We start from the raw sequence: 20669 nt of genomic DNA on the forward strand, positions 1-20669 counted from the left end.
ACGATATATAGTCATACTAAGGCCGGGGCGGGTGTTCCCCGCTCTGATGTCAAAACGGGCAGAGCAGAGCGAGGAGCGATTCTGATATGGACGGAGACTTCAGGACCGAATTTGTCAGGGAGCCTGGTGCGCTGAAGCATCATCCGGCATTGGTTTTGAACGCCGATTATCGCCCCCTGTCTTATTACCCGTTGTCCCTGTGGCCCTGGCAGGAAGCGATCAAGGCCGCCTGGCTGGATCGCGTCGACATCGTGGCCGAATACGACGAAGTGGTTCGCAGCCCGAGTACGCAGATCCGAATACCTTCGGTCGTTGTTTTGAAAGACTATGTAAAACCCAGAAAGCGCGTGGCCTTCACGCGCTTTAATTTATTTCTGAGGGACGAGTTCCGATGCCAGTATTGTGGCAGTCGCGGTGATCTGACCTTTGATCATGTGGTGCCACGCGCCGCCGGTGGGGTGACTAGTTGGCAGAACGTTGTGGCGGCCTGCAGCCCGTGCAACCTGCGCAAAGGGTCGAAATCACTGCGTCAGGCAGGAATGAACCTGCGTAAGCCGCCGCGCCAGCCTGACGCCGAAGCACTGCGCAATGTTGGTCGGAAATTCCCCCCCAATCACTTGCACGAAAGCTGGATCGATTTTCTGTATTGGGATGCAGAGCTGGACGAATTCTAGGCCCGGCCTGACTTCCACGCCGCGAGCCAGATCAGCACCAGAACAGCCGAGGCAATGGCATTCCACCCAGCCATCGAGATGTTGAACATTTCCCACGGGATATCGTCGCAGCGAACCAAAGGCGCGGACATAATCTGATCGAACAGATCGTCATTCGACATCCCACTGATGCTGCCGGATGTGCAACTGGTCGGACCTTCCCACCACCCCTGCTCAACGCCGGCGTGATAGAACCCAATGCCCGAAGTGGTGGCGGCGGCCATTGCGCCACAGAGGGGCAGGAAACTTAGCCTTGGTAAGGCCAGCGCCAAAACGCCAATTGCGATTGCGAACCCATGCGGGTAGCGCTGCCAGATACACATTTTACATGGGGCAAGGCCGCCCAGATGCTGAAAGCCAAAAGCTGCCAGCAGAAGGGCCAGGGACCCAAGACTTGCCAGTGCGATAAGTTGTGAACGTCTCGTCATAGGTATTTCACCACCAGGAAGCCACCAAACAACAGGATGATGAACAAGGTGAACATCAGCCCCAGGCGTTTTTCGATAAACTCACGGATCGGCTCGCCAAAGCCCCAAAGCAGGGCCGCAACAAGGAAGAATCTGAGCGCGCGTGCCAGTATCGACGTTGCGATGAATGTTCCAAGCGGCATTCCTGTCCAGCCGGACATGATGGTGATGACCTTGTAGGGGAAAGGCGTCACTCCGGCGGCCAGTACCGCCCAGAACCCGAAATCGTTGAAGCGGGTGTTGAATTCTTCCATCGCATGGGCCTTGCCCATGGATTCAAGAATGGGCTGCCCAAGGCTTTCATAGAAAAACGCGCCAATCGCGTAGCCCAGCATCCCGCCCAGAACCGAAGCCACCAGGGCAACGGTTGCAATCAGCCAGGCGCGCGACGGGCGCGCTAGGATCATTGGAATCATCAGAACGTCGGGGGGGATTGGAAAGAACGAGCTTTCGACAAAAGCCACTACGGCTAGCGCCCACAGCGCATGAGGGTGTTCCGCCAGACGAATTGTCCAGTCATAAAGCGATCGCAACATTTAGCACTCAAATCCCGTTCTCGACCCGGGAAAGCCAAACCACGCACCTGACGGCCCGTCAACCATCACGGCAGTAACAAATGGAATAATGGATGATTTTTGCCTCTGGACCTTCCCTTTGATGGGCGCTAATCCAGTGTCCGTGGCCCAAGTGGCGGAATGGTAGACGCAGGGGATTCAAAATCCCCCGGTAGTGATACCGTGCCGGTTCGAGTCCGGCCTTGGGTACCAAAGTAAAAACAGGGGGTTAGGGGAACCTGCTTCCTGTTTTTTCTTTTCGGGATTTTCGAGTGCTTGGGCACTTAACTCTCAATTCTTCGTTCTGGTCTGGTTCTTTTCCTGCCTCTGGTATCACCCTCATCCCGGATGAGGGTGCCGTATACGATCCGCTGTTGAACAAACCTGAACAAAAATGGGCGCAAAGATAAAGTAGACCGATCAGGCGGGTTTTCCTGTGTGCCAGAGGGGAAAATTCAAAAATTACGCTCATATATGCGGATAGATGCGAGTCAGGCCGGTGCTGGCCTTGACATTGAATGTATCTGGATGAACCCTCAAAGAGGTTGGGAGAAACTGGAAAATTCAACAGGTTGCACCTGCTGTGAGGCATGCCGATCATCGTTATCGGCACAGTTTCATGGGCAGGTCATCGATTTGAATTCCAACTGCCAGACAAAAATATGTGGGAGTATTGAAATGAAAAACAGCAGCAAAATGAGCCTCGGCGCGTTTGTAACCGCAGCCATGTTGGCTCCGGCGGCCTATGCCGAAGAGTTCATTACAATTGGTACCGGCGGTGTGACCGGTGTTTACTATCCGACAGGTGGCGCGATCTGCCGTCTGGTGAACAAGGGCCGGAAAGAGCACGGCGTGCGCTGCTCGGTCGAATCGACCGGTGGCTCGGTCTACAACATCAACACCATTCGCGAAGGCGAACTGGAATTCGGCGTTGCCCAGTCCGACTGGCAGTATCACGCGTATAACGGCTCCTCGAAATTTGAAGAGGCAGGTCCCTTCGAAAAGCTGCGTGCCGTGTTCTCGGTCCACCCCGAGCCATTTACGGTTGTGGCCCGCGCCGATGCGGGCATCACAAACTTTGAAGACCTGAAAGGCAAGCGCGTGAACATCGGGAACCCCGGTTCCGGTCAGCGGGGCACCATGGAAGTTCTTCTGAGCGAAATGGGCTGGACCACCGATGATTTCGAACTGGCGACAGAGCTGAAAGCGGCTGAACAATCGGCTGCCCTGTGCGACAACCAGATCGATGCTATGGTTTATACCGTTGGTCACCCTTCGGGTTCGATTCAGGAAGCCACCACAGCCTGTGACTCGGTTCTGGTGAATGTCAGCGGTGAAGCCGTGGACAAGCTGGTCAATGACAATTCGTTCTACCGCACTGCAACCATCCCCGGTGGCATGTATCGTGGTTCTGACGGCGACACCCAGACATTCGGCGTAGGCGCGACTTTCGTAACTTCGGCAGATGTGTCGGACGACGCGGTATATGCGGTGGTTAGCTCGGTCTTTGAAAACTTCGAAGACTTCAAAAAGCTTCATCCGGCGTTTGCCAACCTCAAGCCCGAAGAGATGATCGCAGATGGCCTGTCGGCACCGCTGCATCCGGGTGCCGAGAAGTATTACAAAGAAAAAGGCTGGATTCAGTAAGCCAGACCTAGGGCAGGGCGCCTAAGGGCGCCCTGCAACCCAAACCCGCACAAAGCGGGTAATTCAGAAGGCCAAAAATGGTCGCGACGGGGAGACATTATATGAATTCCGACACTCAATCCAATCGTCCGCTTTCCGAAGAAGAGCTTCAGGATCTGGTCGCATCATCTGACGCGGGCGGGCGTAATCCGGTCGGGAATGTAGGTGTCTTCCTGGCGATTGTAGCCGCGATCTGGTCGATTTTTCAGGTTATCCTGGCGTCGCCGCTCGCAAACTACGTGTTGCCGGGCAGCGTGGTAAACAATGCGCGGCAATTCCACCTTGCCTTCGCTCTGTTTCTGGCCTTTGCGGCTTATCCGGCACTAAAGTCCAGCCCGCGCGGCTATATTCCGGTACAGGATTGGATAATGGGCTTGGTCGGTGCGTTCGTCGCGCTTTATGGCTATTTTTTCTATGACAAGATCGTTAATGCGGGCGGTTTGGCCGACGATACGGACAAATGGGTCGCGTTGCTTGGGTTGGTGCTACTGTTCGAGGCCGCGCGACGCGCGCTTGGCCCGGCCATGGCAATTATCGCGACGATCTTTTTGGCTTATGTCTTCTTTGGTGCATCTGAATGGGTGCCGGAAGTTATCCGCTGGAAAGGTGCGAGCCTGAAAAAGGCGATGAGCCACATGTGGATCACGTCAGAAGGCGTGTTTGGCATCGCATTGGGAGTTTCCACCAAATTCGTGTTCCTGTTCGTGCTGTTTGGCGCGCTGCTGGATAAGGCCGGGGCAGGGAACTATTTCATCAAGATGGCCTTTGGCGCCCTCGGTCACCTGCGCGGTGGCCCAGCCAAGGCGGCGGTTGTCGGTTCGGCGGCGACCGGCCTGATCTCGGGCTCGTCCATCGCCAACGTTGTGACAACCGGGACATTCACCATTCCGCTGATGAAGCGTGTGGGCTTTAGTAGTGAACAGGCCGGATCGGTCGAAGTGGCCTCATCGGTCAACGGTCAGATCATGCCACCTGTGATGGGTGCGGCTGCGTTCCTGATGGTGGAATATGTGGGCATTTCGTATGTCGAGGTGATTACCCACGCCTTCCTGCCTGCGGCGATTTCTTATATCGCGCTGGTCTATATCGTGCACCTTGAGGCTGTGAAGCGAAACATGCCGACTTTGGGCGACCGTGACGTGCATCTGGCGCGAACCGTTGTGGGTATGCTGGCTTTCTTCCTGGTGTTTGCAGGGCTTTGTTATGGCTCGCAATTCCCGGTCGATGCTGTAACAAGCTGGGTTCCGTCTGCAGCAGGCCTGGTGCTGAGCCTGATCGTCTGCGCGATTTATGTCGGATTGCTATATCTGGCCGCTCAGGTGCCGGACCTTGAGCCGGACGACCCGAATGCAAAAGAGGTCACGCTTCCTGTTATCGCTGATATTTATAAGGCAGGTTTGCATTACCTTCTGCCGATCATCGTTCTGGTTTACTTCCTGATGATCGAACAAAAATCGCCGGGACTGTCGGCCTTCTGGGCGACCGCCTTGCTGTTCGTAATCCTGTTAACGCAGAAACCGCTCAAGGCTCTTTTCCGGGGGCAGAGCAATCTCAAGAACACCTTTGTCGATGGCGTCGCTGACCTGTGGCAAGGGTTGATTGATGGCGCGCGGAACATGATCGGTATCGCGCTGGCAACCGCCACTGCGGGCGTGATCGTCGGCACGGTGACCTTGACAGGCGTAGGTCAGGTTATGGCTGATCTGGTCGAATTCCTGTCGGGAGGCAATCTAATCCTGATGCTGGTTATGGTTGGGCTGCTAAGTCTGATTCTGGGCATGGGTCTGCCGACCACGGCGAACTATATCGTTGTCAGCTCGTTGATGGCCGGGGTAGTCGTTGAGCTGGGCGCGCAAAGCGGGCTGATTGTACCGCTGATTGCTGTGCACCTGTTTGTGTTTTACTTCGGGATCATGGCCGATGTCACACCGCCCGTTGGGCTTGCAAGTTTCGCGGCGGCTGCCGTGTCGGGCGGTGATGCGATCAAAACCGGTTTCACGGCGTTCTTCTACAGCCTGCGCACAGTGGCACTGCCTTTCGTGTTCATCTTCAACACTGATCTTCTTTTGATCGACGTTACATGGCTTGAAGGGATCACGGTGGCCGTTTTTGCGACCATAGCGATTCTGGTCTTCACGGCGGGTACGATGGGGTATTTCCTGACCCGCAGCCGTATCTATGAAAGTGTCGCGCTCGTTCTGGTGGCATTTGCTTTGTTTCGACCAGACTTTTTCATGGATCGTATCTCGCCTCCGTTCAAATCGGTTGAACCCGCTGCATTCGAAGAAACCATTGGTCAGACACGGCCGGGAACAGATGTCCGCCTGGTCGTCGCGGGCCCCGATTTCGATACGCTCGAGATGGTGGATACAACCGTTGTTGTCACTGTGGGCGACGAAGAAGGAGGGGCCGCGCGAGTCGAGGCGATGGGCTTGCTGCTGGTCCCCGAGGACGGGTTGGTCAAGCTTGACGAGCCGCTGTTCGGCACGCCGGTGGCCGACGATCTGGGCATCTTCGACTACTATGGCGATGAACCCGTACGCCTGGCCTCGGTCAGCTTACCGTCCGACCAGCTGCCCAAGCAGTTGGTGTATATCCCAGCGATGATCCTCTTGGGACTTATCGCGTTCCTGCAACGCGGCCGTGCCGCCAGACAAGGGGTGCCCGCATGACACGTTCTGTTCTGTGTGCCATTGATATCAGCAATGGTGAGATTGATACTCCGGTCCTGCAGAAAGCGGCTGCTTTGGCGGATCTGGAAGGGGCACAGTTGGATGTTGTGACTGTGTTGCCCGATTTCGGGGAAAGCTGGGTGTCCGGGTTCTTTGAATCCGATTTTCACGACAAGGCGTTGGCTGAGGCGCAGGCCAAACTGACGGCGCTGTGTATTTCGGCATTGGGGGCCGAGCGCAATGAAAGCATCCGCCATGTCGTTGCGACAGGCACAGCCTATCAGGAGATTCTGAAAACCGCCGAAAGCGCCGGTTCCGATCTGATTGTGATCGGCGCGCATAAGCCGGATTTTAAGGACTACCTGCTTGGCCCGAATGCCGCGCGAGTGGTGCGGCATTCCAACGTCTCGGTGTATGTCGTTCGCTGACTGATTTTCCAGCGCGCAAAAGATCGCGTCGCTGGTCGTGAACAAATATCGGGTTGGTTCAGTAGCCTGTCATCTCAAGATAGCCAACGCCTTCATGGCTGCCGGTTACGGTGACAGGGCCTTCCCAGTATTCGAAACTGGTACCCATCCACGCATCAGGTGTCAGGGCGGAGACCTGAATTTCTATGCCCCGGTCCACAAGATCGACTTGCCAGTGTGTCGGGATGTCACGCCCGGCAACCTCGTTGGTACTCAGCGGCAAAAGGCTGATTGAGCCGTTGGGGATGGCCTCAGTACTGCCGTCTGAATTGATCCAGGTGGCCGAAGTGAAGTCGCCTCGGTCCCCGCGCAGGCGAAAAGCCATCAATTTATCGCCGCCCTCAAAACTGAGCGAGAACCAATCCCAACCCCTCTGATCTGCCGCCAAGGGTTGTGAGGACCATTCCCGATCCAGCCAGCCCTGACCGGTTACACGGACTTCACTATCCGGCAAATGCAGCACGCCTTCGACAGAATAGAAGGGCTGCGAGTAATAGTAACTTGCCTGCCCATCAGAAGATTTGACCGAATAGCCCGCGTCTCCGTGAAGAACCAATGGCCCTTGCGCAGTCAGCGAAAGGTCATAGCCGAAGTCTTTACCATTTGCCGTCAGCGACAGGCTGTCCAAATCCGATCCGGCCATGCGCCATTCATCAATCCAGGCCTCAAACGGTTGTGCAGTTACACCGGCCTGCCCAATCCCCCCGCGTGATAATCGCTCGGTAAAAAAATGAGCCTTGGGGGTCGTAACAGCAGCATGACCCATCCAAAGTTGCGGGCTTTGCCATCCGTCGCTGTCATAGGGCTTCAGGGCTGACCGGAACAGGGTCCATTGAATGCCATAGTCCAGGCCGTCGTCCCCTTGGAGATTGGCCGTCAGATACCACCATTCGATGCGGTAGGCCGGGTGGGGGCCGTGGTCCCTTGGGAAATCAAACTCATACCCGGCTACTGGCACGTCAAAGCCTTCGGCCGACCCGCCGAGACCTGCGTAGCCCTGCGCCCAAAGCGGTATCGGGTGGAGCCACATAAGAAGGAACAGGAGGGTCCTAACGTTCATTGGCGAACACTCTCAGCAGATCGGCGGGTGGCAGGCGCAGCATCCGTAGCGCGGGCAGGGCGGCGGCAAGCAGGGCAGCAAGAAGGGTCAGTAGAAACAGCCACAGCCAATCCCAGGGGAAGACGAACATCGGCAGGCGCCAACCAAAAGCCTGAACGTTGATCACCGTCAGCAGAACCCATGCCAGAACAAGCCCAAGTGGCAACGCCAGACAGGCGGTCAACGCAGCCAGCAATAGGCTGCGCAACAGTTCCAGCCCTGCAAGTTGCGCCCTGTTCAGCCCCAGCGCCCAGACCGGTGCGATCTGTGGCAGGCGCTGGGTCCACAGGGTCAGAAGACTGGTGAGAATGGCAAATCCCGCCACGCCGAGGGTCAGCACATTCAAGGCCGAGGTCACGACAAAAGTCTTCTCAAATATCGACAGCGACTGCGCCTTCATTGCAGCTTGCTGTACGACAGCCTGACGTGGAAGGTTGAACCGTTCCCTCAAGGTTTGCGCCATTTCGGTTGCGTTTTCGGGGTTTAGACGAATGCCAAAACGGCGGGCCTCCGTACCCGGAGCGATCTGGTTCAGTTGGTCCATCGAGACGATGGCTTGCCCGGTAGGATTCCCATAATCCGAATAGACCCCGGCGATGGTCAGGATGTGGTCCGGCGATAAGGCCAAAGCACCGCCGGGCCAGAGATCGGCACGCCGGGCCAGTTGCTCGTTGATCAGAACCGCACGCCCGGCCATGACGTCAACCCATGCATTCGGCGTTGAGGTGATCACTGGCCAGTTCTGCCGATAGACCGGATCATCCACGACACCGTAAAGAAACAGAGGCCCCGTTTCGTGCGACAATTCCACATTTCGGATTGGCAGAATGGCTTCGACCTGAGGGCGCAGCCAGTCGGTAATCTCCTGCCCCTGATCGTCGTCGCTGGCAGTCAGGTAGAGTTCTGACGTCAGGCGCTGGTCAAGCCACCCGACGAATGTCAGCCGGAAGCTGGACACCATCGTGCCTACGCCGACATTCGCCGCCAAAGCCAGCAACAGGGCCATCAGGGCAAGTGACAATCCGGGCAGTTGTGCCCGCATATCCGCCCAGACCCATTGGGCAACAGGCCCCCGCGCTGTGCTGGCGCAGAATGAAAGCATTACTGACAAAAGCGCAGGCAGCATCAGCGCTGCACCGGTCAGCAAGCCAGCCAACAGGGTAAACCCGGCGATCAGCCCCCCGAAACTGACATAGGCCAAACCGCCACCCAGGATCATCACCAATCCGAATGCCGCTGCAAGATGGCGCGCACGGGGGTCGCCCCGCCACGCTTGAACGCCCGAACTTGTCAGCAGGGGCATACGCGACAGGCGCCACAATGCGTGGCCGCTGGCCAGCAATGTGCCAAAGACTGCCATGGCAATCCCAGCCAAAAACCATTCCAGTTGCAGCGTCAGTTGCCCTGTTACTGGTGCGCCGTAAAGGCCACGCAACGTGGCCGCGACATCGGGCAGAAGTGCTCCGGCCAGAAAGAAGCCCAAAAGCAACCCGACGAGCCCACCGATCAAGGCCAGAAATGTCAGCTCGGCAAGGATCAGCCAGACCAGTAATCGCATCGAAACACCCAGTGCCCGCAGCGTGCGGATAATGCCCCTGCGTTGGGCAAATGCCAGCCCGACTGTGCCGTTCACGATAAAAAGGCCGACTGCAAAGGACAGCAATCCAAAGGCTGACAGGTTCAGGTGGAAACTGTCGGTCAGCCGAGCAGTGTCGATCTTTTGTGACGGGCTGATGCGTTCCAGCTCTGGCGCGATCGTGGTCAGGGGCTGAAGCCCGCGGGGTTGATCGGGCAGAATAATGAGCCGCGAGACTGAACCGGGCTGATTCAGAAGACGTTCGGCAACGCCGATATCCGTCAGGATCACATCCGGCGGCAGCGCTGAGGTACTGAGAACCGGGGGCAGAGTATCGTGACCGCGCAACAAGTGCTCCAACTCTGTCGAAACCAGCAGGCGGCCCGGAGCAGTCAATATGTCCGCCGGGTCGGGCGGCGCACCGCTTTGCTGGGCCTCGGTAATTGCGGGCAAGGCGGGATAGGCCACCATATCCACGCCCATCAAACGCAACGTACGTCCAGCGACCCGATAAGGGCCTTCCAGTACGGCGGCCACCTGCCATCCTGCGCGACGCAGGTCGACATAACGGGACATGGGGATGAAACCGGCTGGATCGCGCAATTCGCCAAACTGCCCAAGTGCCAGTTGGGCGTTGGCACGGGAATAGCTGGCGCGGGCCTCCGCATTGATGGCCTGTACAGCGGACCACAGACCAGTTGCCAGGGCGATACCGATCAGCAGCGTTGCCAGTTGCAACCAATGCACCCGCCAATGGGACAGCAGGGCCTGGACGACGGCAGATGTCATTGGATGCACCCGCCGCTCAGGCGTAGGTGCGTGTCCAGTCGGGCCGCGATCTGCGGGGAATGCGTCACCAGCAGCAAAGCTGCGCCAGTATCAGAAACAAGTGACAGCATCAGGTCCAGCACTTTGGCGCTGGCGGTTTCGTCAAGATTGCCCGTCGGTTCGTCCGCCAGCAACAGTTTCGGGCGCGCTGCCATGGCGCGTCCGATGGCCACCCGCTGTTGCTGTCCGCCCGACAAGCTTTCGGGGTAGCGGTCCAGCAAATCCAAAAGCCCAAGCCGTTCGGCCAGTTGCCCGGACCATTGGGCATCTTCGGTACCTGCAAGGCGGGCATGAAAGGACAGGTTTTGCCTCACGGTCAGCGATGGGATCAGGTTGAACTGCTGGAACACCAGCGAAACCTTACTGCGCCGCAACCCGGCCCGCCCGGCATCGTCCAACGGGGACAGTGGCGTGCCATCCAGCGTGATCTCGCCCCTGTCGAAATCGTCCAGAGCGGCGGCCAGGTTCAACAAGGTGCTTTTTCCGCTGCCGCTTTCACCGGTCAGTGCAAGCGTTTGTCCCTGATCCAGTGTCAGAGACACGTCGCGCAGAACGGGCCGCCCGCCGGGGTAAGTTTTCTGAACTCGGTCGATGATCAACAGCATGAAGCGCCCTTTTTGCAGAGGATGTGCGTTGGACTTCCCAACTGTCCAGTGCAGACCTTACTCCGGTTCCTTTCGCCGCAGGCTACCTTATCCGGTGGCGGGGTTGTGCCTTGCGTTTTGAAAGGTCATTGTGCCTTGACAGTTCGTGGCCGAAAATCAGGGTGTAAATACATGACGTTGCTGCATCAGATCGTTTGGGGCAGTACCTTTCTGGGTATCTGTATCCTGATCGAGATTCTCTTTCTGACCTGGTGCACGATGTCCATAATCAAGATGGACAAAAAATGGGTCACACGCGGGGTGTTTGTGGCAACCGCGGGGCCAATTGCCGTTGCCTTGGGCTTCATTATCGCAACGCACACCATTCAGGTCTGGATCTGGGCTATCGTCTGGGTATTGCTGAATGTTTTGCCGGACTGGAATTCGGCCATTTATTTCTCGTTGGTGACGTTTACGACGCTCGGATACGGCGACATCGTTTTGGGTGAAGGGCTGCGCATTTTCGGCTCGTTTGCCTCGGTCACCGGGCTGTTGGCGTTTGGATTGTCGACCGCGTACTTGGTCGCACTGATGACACGCGTCTTTCAGGAGAGGTTCTTTTCCTAAAGGATCGGAGCAAACAACCGCGCCAGCGGCGCACCAAAGCGGATGTGGGCCGGTTGTTGACTCAACCTGCGGGTCAATTCGTAACTGGTTTCGAAATCTTCTTGCAGCATCTGGTCGACGGCCTGCGCGGCCCGGGCATCAAAGAACAGCGCCATGGCTTCGAAGTTCAGGCGGAAGGATCGGTTGTCGAGGTTTGTTGTTCCCACAGCGGCCAGCGTCTCGTCGACAACGAACGCCTTTTGATGCATGAACCCACCAGTATAGCGGAACACGCGCACGCCGCAGTCGCGGATTTCATCGAAATAGGCAAACGCGGCCAGCCAGGGCAGGCGATGGTCGATCATGTCAGGAACAAGGATGCGCACATCCACACCGCGCATCGCGGCATGTTGCAGGGCTGTCATGACATCGATGTCGGGTACGAAGTAAGGCGACGCAATCCACAACCGTTCTTTTGCCTCGGCGATTGCCGCAAAGAACATCATGGCGCCAGTTTCGGTTTCGTCTCCGGGCCCGGTCGCAACCAGCAGGGCATTCATGTTCTGTTCGGATTCACTGCCCGCCCAGTCAAGTTCATCAATCAGGTCTTCGTTATGTGCCCAATGCCAGTCTTCGGTGAAGATAAGCTGCAATTGCCGGACGACATGACCGGACATCATGATGTGAGTGTCGCGCCAGTGGCCGAAATGCGGATGCTTGCCCAGATATTCCTCGCCAACATTGTGGCCACCGATAAAGCCTGTCTCGCCATCGATAATGACGGTTTTGCGGTGGTTTCGGTAATTCAGCTGAAACCGAAAATTCGGGCCGCGTTGTTGACGAGGGTCGGCGACATCAATCCCGGCTTCACGCATGGTATCCAGATACGCGCGCGGCAAACCATAACTGCCGACTGCATCGGTCATGAAACGGACGTGAACCCCACGCTTCGTCGCCTCGATCAGCTTGGATTGCAGTTTGCGGCCCAGTGCGTCGTCTCTGATGATGTAGAACTGAATGAGGATATAGTTCTTCGCCTTGTCGATGGCGTCGAAAATGGCGTCGAATGTGGCGTGCCCGTCAACCAGCAGCCGGGCACCGTTTCCGCTGGACACAGGAAGATGCGCCAGAAACTCGAACGGGCGCGGATTGATCGACATAGACGAGGGATCGGGCCTTGAGTAATCGGCAAAGGTTTTGATCCCTTCAACAACCCGCTCACTTTTCTGGCGCGCGATGCGATATCCGTGAAAGCGATGGTGTCCCAGAAAAAGATACAACGGCACCGCCAGGAAAGGTGCTGATACCAGAAAGACCACCCAACCAACTGCACCCTGCGGTGTCCGCGCGGTTTGCGCCGCTCGGATCGAAAACACAAATGCAGCCACGTACAACGTGAATACAAAGATAGATACCAGCGCTGTCCACATGGGGTCTTACGTCTTTCGGGCCGTTCAGTTTGCCCCAGTGTAGATGCGCGACCAGTCTTGCGCCATATCGACAATGATCCATCCTTTGTCAGGACCCTGATCCAGCCCGTCTGCCAGCTTTCCGATCGGGCTTTCGCGGTCATAGGCCCATTCGCGTTCGGCGTCCGTGTGGTGGATCAGAATTCCCAAACGCGGGCCATCACCCGACGTTGTCCAATCCAGCATAGCGAAATCTCCATCCGAATTGCCTGCGGCCAGAATCGGGCGTCTGCCAATCGTGCGTTCGATGTTGATCGGCTTGCCTTCCTTGTCGTCAATGAAGGCTAACCCCGGCGCCTTGATGATCGTCGGGCTGCCGTCGATCACCTCATAGGTGCTGTCTGCATAACTTCCCAATATCTGTTCCGGCGGGATACCATAGGCATCCTCGGCGAAGACGCGCATGAAATGAATGCCGCCGCCGGATACGATGTAGGTCTTGAAACCTTCGTCACGTAGATAACGCAGCAACTCGACCATCGGTTGGTATGTCATTTGATCATAGGGTAGGCTGGTGCCCGGGTGACGTTCGGTTTCCAGCCATTGCGCAACACCTGCCTGAAAGTCATCGACGCTGGTGCCCGAATGCGAGGCGTTGACAACTTCGATCAGCGCCTCATGCCCGCCTTCAAGAATTGCCGCAAGATCACCCTTTGCAGCAGCTTCCAGTGCAGTCGTTGTCAGGATCGACGGGTCCTGCTCGGCCAGATCGGCCAGTCGGTCCATGGCAAAAACAAACTGGAAATACACAGGCTGTTCGGCCCAAAGCGTTCCGTCATTGTCGAATACGGCGATCCTGTCATCCGGCGTCACGTAATGAGCAGAGGCAGGGTCGGTTACTTCGTCAACAAACGAAACGATTTTCTCTTTGGATTCTAGATTGTTCCAAGAGGGCAAGGGGTCAGCAATGGCGACCGTCGCTCCTATCACACTGCACAATATCAAAAACAGACGCACGGGTTATTCCTCAATTTTCAACCGCCAATGAGAAGCGCCGGGCCCCGGTATCGGGACTCCGGCTTTGCTGTGTCTTGGATCAAACGGCCAGGTTCACGGTGCGCCCGGAGGTGACGTCAGCTTCTCCATCACCTTGTCGAGGCTGAAGCTCGCCGCTTCCTGTCGGGGTGGGTATTCCTTGAAGGTTTCAAGGAACTGCGCGACATAGGCCTGCGCAGGCACCAGCATGTAGGCACGGTCGAGCATCCAGTCATAGTAGGTATTCGATGTGCGATAGCCACGCTCGTACGGGTCGCGTCGCAAGTTGGCGATCAATGGCACACGCAGAGGGGTCAGCGGCTCCATCCAGGCGCGCAAGGTCGCCCATGCCTTCTGTTCCAGGAAGGTGATTTTCCAATCACCGAAGCGCAGTGCCGCAAGGTCACCATCGTCCGTGAAATAGAAGATTTCCCTGCGCGGGCTCTCGTCTGTTTCGCCGGTCAGCAACGGCAAGATGTTGTAACCATCCAGGTGCACGCGATAGTCACGCCCGCCGCCAACTTCGGTCACGGTGACACCTTCCAGAAGATCTTCTTTCACGGTTTCGTTGCCAGCCGCCGCCAAGAATGTCGGCAACCAATCCATATGGTGCACGATCTCGTTCGACACAGCGCCTTCGGCAATTTTGCCGGGCCACCGAACCATGGCAGGTACGCGCCATGCACCTTCCCATTGGGTGTTTTTCTCACCCCAGAACGGTGTCATCGCGGCATCTGGCCACGTATTCATGTGCGGACCATTGTCAGTCGAGTAAAACACGATGGTTTTGTCGGCAATGCCCAGCTCGTCCAGCGCAGTCAGGAAGTCACCGATATGCATATCGTGTTCAATCATGCCAGCCGTGTACTCATCCACCTGCTTGCCGACGATTTCATTGGCTTTTGCCCATTTCTCTTCGGAAACATGCGTGCGGAAATGCATCCGGGTGCCTGACCACCAGACGAACCACGGTGTACCGCTTTCCTCTTGTTTGCGGATGAATTCAATCGCTGCCGCCGCAGTTTCATCGTCGACCGTTTCCATACGCTTCTTGGTCAGCGGGCCGGTATCCTCGATCTCACCACCTGCTGTCGACTTGATTACACCGCGCGGTCCGAAAGCTTGCCGAAAGGTTCTGCCATCGGGCAGAACAGCATCATTGGGATAGTCGATGTTTTCCGGCTCTTCCTCGGCATTGAGGTGGTAGAGATTACCAAAAAATTCGTCAAAACCGTGGTTTGTCGGCAGATGTTCATCTCGGTCGCCCAGGTGGTTTTTTCCGAACTGACCTGTGGCATAGCCTTCTGCTTTCAGAAGTCCCGCAATGGTCGGGTCTTCGATCTGCATACCTTCCTTAGCGCCTGGCAGGCCAACTTTGGACAGGCCCGTGCGGAAAACGGATTGCCCCATGATGAAAGATGATCGCCCGGCCGTGCACGACTGCTCACCGTAGTAATCCGTGAACATCATGCCTTCTTCGGCGATGCGGTCGATATTGGGCGTCTGATACCCCATCAGACCCCGCGTGTAGGCCGAGATGTTGGACTGACCAACATCGTCGCCCCAGATCACAAGGATATTCGGTTTCTGGTCCTGCGCCCAAGCGGGAATGGCCAGTGTCAACGTGGCGGTTACCACGGCAAGTCGGCGCAAGTTACTACGCCAGGTGCCAGATGGCGAACATGGAGGTAACATGGTTTGCTCCTGATCTGATAGGATCTTAGTGACCCTTGGAAAATTAAATCTCCGGCGTTCAAACGCATGAACAACACGGCAGCAATGTGTTGATTCCCATGTCGAAAATATCAGATTCTGGGAATCGAACGTTTTCATCATAGGTCAGTTCTTGCGTCGGAAACTCATCATATGATTATATCTCAAAGTACAAATGTGAGACAAAATGAATAATCTAACGCTATTACGAAACACCGGATGGTTCAGTGACCGCTCGTCAGAGTTTCAGGCTGATTTGGCAGCCCTTGGCATATCGAAATCGGTACAAGCAGGAGAGACACTGTATCACTACGGTGATCCGGCAAATGGAATCTACGCGATCCTCAGCGGTGGTGTGCAGATAACGGCCCCCGCGGATGACGGTCAGGAGTTTGTTTTGCACCGTGACGGCGCTGGGTTCTGGATCGGCGATCTTGCATTGTTTGCAGGTGCGCTGCGTCTGGTCAGTATTGTCACGACGCAAGCCACTCAAGCCTTGTTTTTCCCTAACCTGAGCATCTCGCGATTGATTCAGAACAATCCTGACTACATCCGGGATTTCTATGCGTTAACGCATGAGAATATGCGGACCGCGTTGCGCATCATGGCAAATCTTGCCGTGACGGGAACGGAAAAGCGGCTGGTCCTGAGGTTGCTTCACTTGGACGAAGGAACCTCGAAAACCGAGGGCTGGATTGATGTTTCCCAGGACGATCTGGCGGCGATGATTGCTGTATCGCAACCGACTTTGCACAGGAACCTTCACCGGCTTGTGGATTTGGGGTTAATCGAACTGGGGTATGGCCGGGTTCGACTGCTGGATCGGAGCGCATTGATAGCAAGTTGTCAGACCTGAGGTTTCGGGGCGCGACACCGCTATATGGTTCAAAATACGCGGACAGGCTGGCCGCGGTGTAAGGTGCCCGGCGAGCTTAAATCAACGCTGCGTCGTGGTTCAGTTTTTCGCACGCGCCTGACCGTCCTCCTCGCCCAATTGGCCGTCCAGAGACATCATGATTGCAACCGGGCGCAAAGCGGGGATGTGGCTGAACACGATCAGGATGCAGACCGTCAGTGGCACGCTCAGGAAAGCACCGATCAGGCCCCAGACAGTTGTCCAAAAGGTCAATGCCAGAATAACTAGGAATGTCGACATGTTCAGCGAACGTCCCAGCATGGCCGGATCAAGGAAGTTACCGATCAGGAATTGAAGGGTGCCGCACCCAAATAAGATAATCAGAAACGGAACGATCGTATCAAACTGAACAAGCGCGATCATGGCTGGGAAAAACACCGCTATGATCGACCCGATCGAGGGTATGAAGTTCAGAGCAAAGGTCAAAACGGCCCAGGTTTCCGCATATTCCAAGCCAAGAACCCTGAATACAAAATAGCTGATGCCCGCTGTGATCAGGCTGATCAGCGTCTTTACCCCAACATATCGTTGCAGGCTGATCGATATGGCATCAAGCATGGTCGCAAAATCTGCGCCGGTTTGGGGGTCACCAGCCGCAAGTTGAATTTTCTTGCGAAAGGCCAGACGCTCGGCCATCAGGAACGCGACATAGAGGCTGATCAGAAAGAACTGGTTTAGCAGGGACGTAGCGCTGCCCAGCAACAGGCGTGCGACATAGGTCATGTCGATGCTGACCAGATTGTCGCGGATGAAAGTGGTGACATCGTTGCCGACAAGACCGGTTATGCGCTCAACCGCCCCGTCGAACTGGTTTTCGTAGGTGCTGACGGACCGAGCAAACTGCGTTGCCTGACTGCCCAGCACGTACATGATCATGAACAATCCCACCAGAACCACGGTCACTCCGGCGATATTGGCCAACCAGACCGGAGCGCGAGTCAGCGCGGTAACGCGGTCGCTCAGCGCAATGATCAGAACATTGACCAGCAGCGCCATGGCAAGTGGGATCAGGAAGTTCGCCCCGGCATAGAGCCCCAACACTATCAGCGTCGCGATAATGCAGGTGTCGCGGACAACAGACAGTTTTAGCCTGGGGCGAGCCGTGAAATCTTCCTGATCCGGGATCATTCAGTATCCTGTTTATCTGTTCTTACGTAGGCTGGTGATCGCCCGACTTTATCCAATCCTGCACCTGCAATCCGTTTTTAGCAATGCAGTCAGCCGTTTGCAGATCGGCATTTGTCACTTTGATATCGATGACGGGTTCTGTGTTTTATTTCTGCAGGTTAGGGTTGCAGGATGACAAAGCCCACGATTCCCCAGTTTGGCCGCCCGCTTCAGGCACTATGGCTGGCACTTCGCCGGTTCGTCAGGAAAAACGGACCTGTCATGAGCAGCCACGTCGCCATGTCGTTGATGATGGCCCTGTTTCCCTTTGTGTTGTTCACCGTGGCGCTGGCCGGGGCATTGTCGCAGGACTATGTCACTGATGAGTTGATTGATCTGTTGTTCGGGGCATGGCCCAAGGATGTTGCGGACCCGATCGTGGCCGAATTGCGTGCGGTTCTGGCCGGGGCGGGGTCGGGTGTGATTACGCTGGGCGGCCTGCTTGCCATCTACTTTGCCTCCAACGGGGTTGCCGCAGTACGCGCCGCGATGAATCAGGCCTATCACGATCAGGACAGTTGGCCTTTTTGGAAGACCCGGCTTTTGTGTCTGGTTCTGGTTATCCTTGGCGGTTCGGCAATCCTTGTTATTGCAACGGTCGAGGTGGTCTTGCCGGTCTACACGAAACTGGTGGCAGAGCATACCGAAGCTCCGGTAGCGGAATGGCTGTCCGTAGATCGCCTGCGATGGACGTTTACCGTGGCCGTTCCGGCAGGCACCGTCCTGCTGGCACATCTAATTCTGCCAACCCGCAGGCACAGCCTGACCCAGATCCTGCCCGGCGTCATACTGACATTGGTTTTGTGGGCAGCTGGCGGATGGGCATTTTCAGTCTATATCAGCCAGTTCGCCACCTACAGTGCCACATATGCGGGTTTGGCCGGGGCAATGGCTGCGCTGATCTTCCTGTATCTGTGTTCTGCGATGCTGATCCTTGGCGCTGAATACAACGGCGCATTGATCGACCTTCGGAACGCCGCTGAAGGAGATATGGCATGAGATTTGCCATTCTGGCGGCTTGCTTAGTCCTCGCAAGTGAAGGGCAGGCGCAGTCACTGGAATATGTCGGATCGGATCAATGTTCGGACTGCCATCAACGCGAGGCCGAGGCATGGGCTTCGTCTCACCATGCCTTGGCCTGGACGGAAGTTGGCGACGGCCATCTGGTCGCCGATTTCGATGGAACCCGGTTCGTGCAGAACGGGATGACGGTTGAATTTACTAAACAGGCAGACGGGTTCACAGCTCGTGTAACGGAAAAAGACGGTGCGACGACGGCATATGATGTGCATTCCGTCGTTGGGATTACGCCTCTGCAACAATATCTGTTTGAAACCGAACCGGGGCGGTTGCAAAGTTTTGATGTGGTTTGGGACACTCAGCAGAAGCGCTGGTACCACTTATACCCCGATCAGGATCTGCCACCAGAAGACGGGCTGCACTGGACGGGCCCTTACAAGAACTGGAACGCGCGCTGCGCCGAATGTCACGCCACAGGGTTTGAAAAGAACTACGACGCGCAATCCAGAACATACTCTTCGCGACAGGCCGAGATTGGTGTTGGCTGCGAAGCTTGCCATGGACCGGGGTCGGCACATATCGATTGGACCAAAGGGCAGGGTGTTGCCGGGGGGCTGAGTGATAGAGGCTTCTCGATGAGCTGGGGCAAGGGCCAGACCGAGGCCGGGATCCAGCAATGTGCCGGATGTCATTCGCGGCGCGAGGCGCATGGCAACGGAAATCCTTTGCCGGGAACCCCGTATCATGATGCCTATAACCTGGCTGTGTTGCGGCCCGGTTCGTATCATCCGGACGGGCAGATACTGGATGAGGTCTACGTTTACGGCTCATTCCTGCAATCCAAAATGTATGCCCGAGGGGTCGGATGCATGAACTGCCACGAGGCACATAGCGCGCAGTTGAAGGCCGAAGGCAACGGTATTTGCACGCAATGTCATTCCACGGCCGGAAACCCAGATTTCCCGACGCTAGCGAAAAGGGAATACGATACACCCAATCACCATCATCACGTCATGGATAGCGCGGGCGCCCAGTGCAAAAGCTGCCACATGATCGAACGCACATATATGGGTGTGGACGGTCGCCGGGATCACAGCTTTCGCGTGCCGCGACCGGATCTGGGATTAGGGACTGATGCCTGCACTGATTGCCACCAGAATAAGGATCAGGCCTGGGCTGCCAGCCGGATCAACGGCTGGTTTCCTGACACAGACAATAGGGGCGCGCATTTTGGTACGGTATTCAGAGCTGCTGCCGATCGTCAGTTGAATTCGCCAGAGGGTTTGATTGCTGTCACAATGGATCCCTCGCAACCCGCTATCGTGCGCGCAACAGCGGCGTATTTGCTGCAACCCTTCGGCTCGCCCGAGGTTGCCGCGCATACAGCGCCACTGTTGCAGGAAGACGATCCGCTGATACGCGCAAATGCAGCAGCCTTGCAGCGTCAGGCGAGCCCAACAGATCGTGCCCAAAGGTTAGAGCCCCTTTTGTCTGATCCTTTTCGCAACGTTCGCATAGCCGCCGCCAAGGAATTTCTGAGTATTCCTCCTCAAGCTCTGACATCTCAGCAACAGGATTTGGCCGGGGAAGGGATGGCCGAGTGGCAGGCGGCGATCTCGAACAGGCTGGATGCCCCGGAAACCCATCTGGTTCTGGGGGGCATGGCGTTGACGCTGCGCAACGCCTCGGCCGCCGAACGGGCATTTCGTGAGGTTGTCGCGCTGGACCCTCAACGCGCCGAAGCGTGGCCCATGGTGGTACAGCTGGCGCAGATCAACAGCGGCCCGGAAGCCGCACGTATCGCCTTGCGCGAAGCCTTGATCAGGTTGCCCGATGACCCGGCTTTGCTGCAATTGTTGCAACAACTGGGCCCCTGATCCGGCACAGGCTTGCCCGATTTGTTCCATCTTCACGGCAAGATTTTACGCTAACAGCATTTCGGAACTGTTGTTTTGAGGTGATGCATGTCCGCTGAGTCAACAAGACAGAAAGCAACCGGAACGAACCCCACTACGCTGGCGCAGCGCATTGAAGAGCTGCGCAATCGCGAGCCTGTATATGTTTCGCATGGGGACACACTGATGTTGCAGGGTATGGCCGCCACGTCGTTGCGCGAACAACGTCTGACCGGAAACCGTATCCGTTTGGAAGATTAAG

General features: G+C 56.5%; 18 protein-coding genes and 1 tRNA gene. 10 read left to right on the top strand and 9 right to left on the bottom strand.

Annotation, left to right across the window (positions count from 1 at the left end):
* Window positions 1-86: 86 nt before the first annotated feature.
* Window positions 87-674: an HNH endonuclease gene (locus tag ACR0AP_RS02435; protein ID WP_480485548.1), complete on the top strand. Its 588-nt coding sequence runs from the start codon at window positions 87-89 to the stop codon at window positions 672-674.
* Here the strand turns inward: ACR0AP_RS02435 and ACR0AP_RS02440 are convergent.
* Both ACR0AP_RS02440 and ACR0AP_RS02445 read right to left on the bottom strand, forming a co-directional pair.
* Window positions 671-1141, bottom strand: coding sequence for a disulfide bond formation protein B (locus ACR0AP_RS02440; RefSeq protein ID WP_480505075.1), 471 nt, complete (start codon window positions 1139-1141; stop codon window positions 671-673). The genes ACR0AP_RS02435 and ACR0AP_RS02440 overlap by 4 nt on opposite strands.
* A complete protein-coding gene (locus tag ACR0AP_RS02445) occupies window positions 1138-1716 on the bottom strand; it encodes a YqaA family protein (RefSeq protein WP_209503842.1) in 579 nt (192 codons plus the stop codon). Before ACR0AP_RS02445 ends, ACR0AP_RS02440 begins: the two co-directional genes overlap by 4 nt.
* A 145-nt stretch (window positions 1717-1861) precedes the next feature.
* On the opposite strand from ACR0AP_RS02445, the gene ACR0AP_RS02450 reads away from it, so the two are divergent.
* The 4 genes from ACR0AP_RS02450 to ACR0AP_RS02465 all read left to right on the top strand — a co-directional run bounded on the left by ACR0AP_RS02450 (window position 1862) and on the right by ACR0AP_RS02465 (window position 6520).
* A tRNA-Leu gene (locus ACR0AP_RS02450) sits at window positions 1862-1947 on the top strand.
* A gap of 465 nt (window positions 1948-2412) precedes the next feature.
* A complete protein-coding gene (locus ACR0AP_RS02455) occupies window positions 2413-3381 on the top strand; it encodes a TAXI family TRAP transporter solute-binding subunit (protein WP_480505077.1) in 969 nt (322 codons plus the stop codon).
* Between the two features lie 101 nt (window positions 3382-3482).
* Entirely contained in the window at window positions 3483-6092 is a 2610-nt protein-coding gene (locus tag ACR0AP_RS02460) for a TRAP transporter permease (RefSeq protein ID WP_480505079.1), read from the top strand.
* Complete coding sequence (locus ACR0AP_RS02465; protein WP_480505081.1) at window positions 6089-6520, top strand: universal stress protein; 432 nt, start codon at window positions 6089-6091, stop codon at window positions 6518-6520. The genes ACR0AP_RS02460 and ACR0AP_RS02465 overlap by 4 nt, the downstream gene beginning before the upstream one ends.
* Before the next feature lie 58 nt (window positions 6521-6578).
* On the opposite strand, the gene ACR0AP_RS02470 is transcribed toward ACR0AP_RS02465, so the two are convergent.
* From ACR0AP_RS02470 to ACR0AP_RS02480, 3 genes are read right to left on the bottom strand one after another with little or no spacing between them, the layout of a single operon-like run.
* Entirely contained in the window at window positions 6579-7619 is a 1041-nt protein-coding gene (locus tag ACR0AP_RS02470) for a lipocalin-like domain-containing protein (RefSeq protein WP_480485557.1), read from the bottom strand.
* Entirely contained in the window at window positions 7609-10023 is a 2415-nt protein-coding gene (locus ACR0AP_RS02475; RefSeq protein ID WP_480505083.1) for an FtsX-like permease family protein, read from the bottom strand. The genes ACR0AP_RS02470 and ACR0AP_RS02475 overlap by 11 nt, the downstream gene beginning before the upstream one ends.
* Complete coding sequence (locus ACR0AP_RS02480) at window positions 10020-10667, bottom strand: ABC transporter ATP-binding protein (RefSeq protein WP_480505085.1); 648 nt, start codon at window positions 10665-10667, stop codon at window positions 10020-10022. The genes ACR0AP_RS02475 and ACR0AP_RS02480 overlap by 4 nt, the downstream gene beginning before the upstream one ends.
* Before the next feature lie 171 nt (window positions 10668-10838).
* Here ACR0AP_RS02480 and ACR0AP_RS02485 point away from each other — a divergent pair, with 171 nt between their 5' ends.
* Complete coding sequence (locus ACR0AP_RS02485) at window positions 10839-11273, top strand: ion channel (RefSeq protein WP_209596371.1); 435 nt, start codon at window positions 10839-10841, stop codon at window positions 11271-11273.
* On the opposite strand, the gene cls is transcribed toward ACR0AP_RS02485, so the two are convergent.
* The 3 genes from cls to ACR0AP_RS02500 all read right to left on the bottom strand — a co-directional run bounded on the left by cls (window position 11270) and on the right by ACR0AP_RS02500 (window position 15391).
* The gene (gene cls / locus ACR0AP_RS02490; protein ID WP_480505087.1) at window positions 11270-12682 is read right to left on the bottom strand and encodes a cardiolipin synthase; all 1413 of its coding nucleotides are present in this window, start codon (window positions 12680-12682) and stop codon (window positions 11270-11272) included. The genes ACR0AP_RS02485 and cls overlap by 4 nt on opposite strands.
* A gap of 24 nt (window positions 12683-12706) precedes the next feature.
* A complete protein-coding gene (locus tag ACR0AP_RS02495) occupies window positions 12707-13678 on the bottom strand; it encodes an HAD family hydrolase (protein ID WP_480505089.1) in 972 nt (323 codons plus the stop codon).
* Window positions 13679-13771: 93 nt separating this feature from the next.
* Entirely contained in the window at window positions 13772-15391 is a 1620-nt protein-coding gene (locus tag ACR0AP_RS02500) for an arylsulfatase (RefSeq protein ID WP_209596364.1), read from the bottom strand.
* A 205-nt stretch (window positions 15392-15596) separates the two neighbouring features.
* On the opposite strand from ACR0AP_RS02500, the gene ACR0AP_RS02505 reads away from it, so the two are divergent.
* Complete coding sequence (locus ACR0AP_RS02505) at window positions 15597-16265, top strand: Crp/Fnr family transcriptional regulator (RefSeq protein ID WP_480505092.1); 669 nt, start codon at window positions 15597-15599, stop codon at window positions 16263-16265.
* A gap of 99 nt (window positions 16266-16364) precedes the next feature.
* Here the strand turns inward: ACR0AP_RS02505 and ACR0AP_RS02510 are convergent, their stop codons facing one another.
* Window positions 16365-17453 (bottom strand): AI-2E family transporter, encoded by a 1089-nt coding sequence (locus ACR0AP_RS02510; RefSeq protein ID WP_480505094.1) that lies wholly within the window; start codon window positions 17451-17453, stop codon window positions 16365-16367.
* A 171-nt stretch (window positions 17454-17624) separates the two neighbouring features.
* On the opposite strand from ACR0AP_RS02510, the gene ACR0AP_RS02515 reads away from it, so the two are divergent.
* The 3 genes from ACR0AP_RS02515 (at window position 17625) to ACR0AP_RS02525 (ending at window position 20668) form a co-directional block, all read left to right on the top strand.
* Window positions 17625-18491: a YihY/virulence factor BrkB family protein gene (locus ACR0AP_RS02515; RefSeq protein WP_480505096.1), complete on the top strand. Its 867-nt coding sequence runs from the start codon at window positions 17625-17627 to the stop codon at window positions 18489-18491.
* Entirely contained in the window at window positions 18488-20389 is a 1902-nt protein-coding gene (locus tag ACR0AP_RS02520) for a tetratricopeptide repeat protein (RefSeq protein WP_480505098.1), read from the top strand. The genes ACR0AP_RS02515 and ACR0AP_RS02520 overlap by 4 nt, the downstream gene beginning before the upstream one ends.
* An 87-nt stretch (window positions 20390-20476) precedes the next feature.
* A complete protein-coding gene (locus ACR0AP_RS02525; RefSeq protein ID WP_480505100.1) occupies window positions 20477-20668 on the top strand; it encodes a hypothetical protein in 192 nt (63 codons plus the stop codon).
* Window position 20669: the final 1 nt, after the last annotated feature.

Source organism: Ruegeria sp. AF7, from assembly GCF_056541885.1.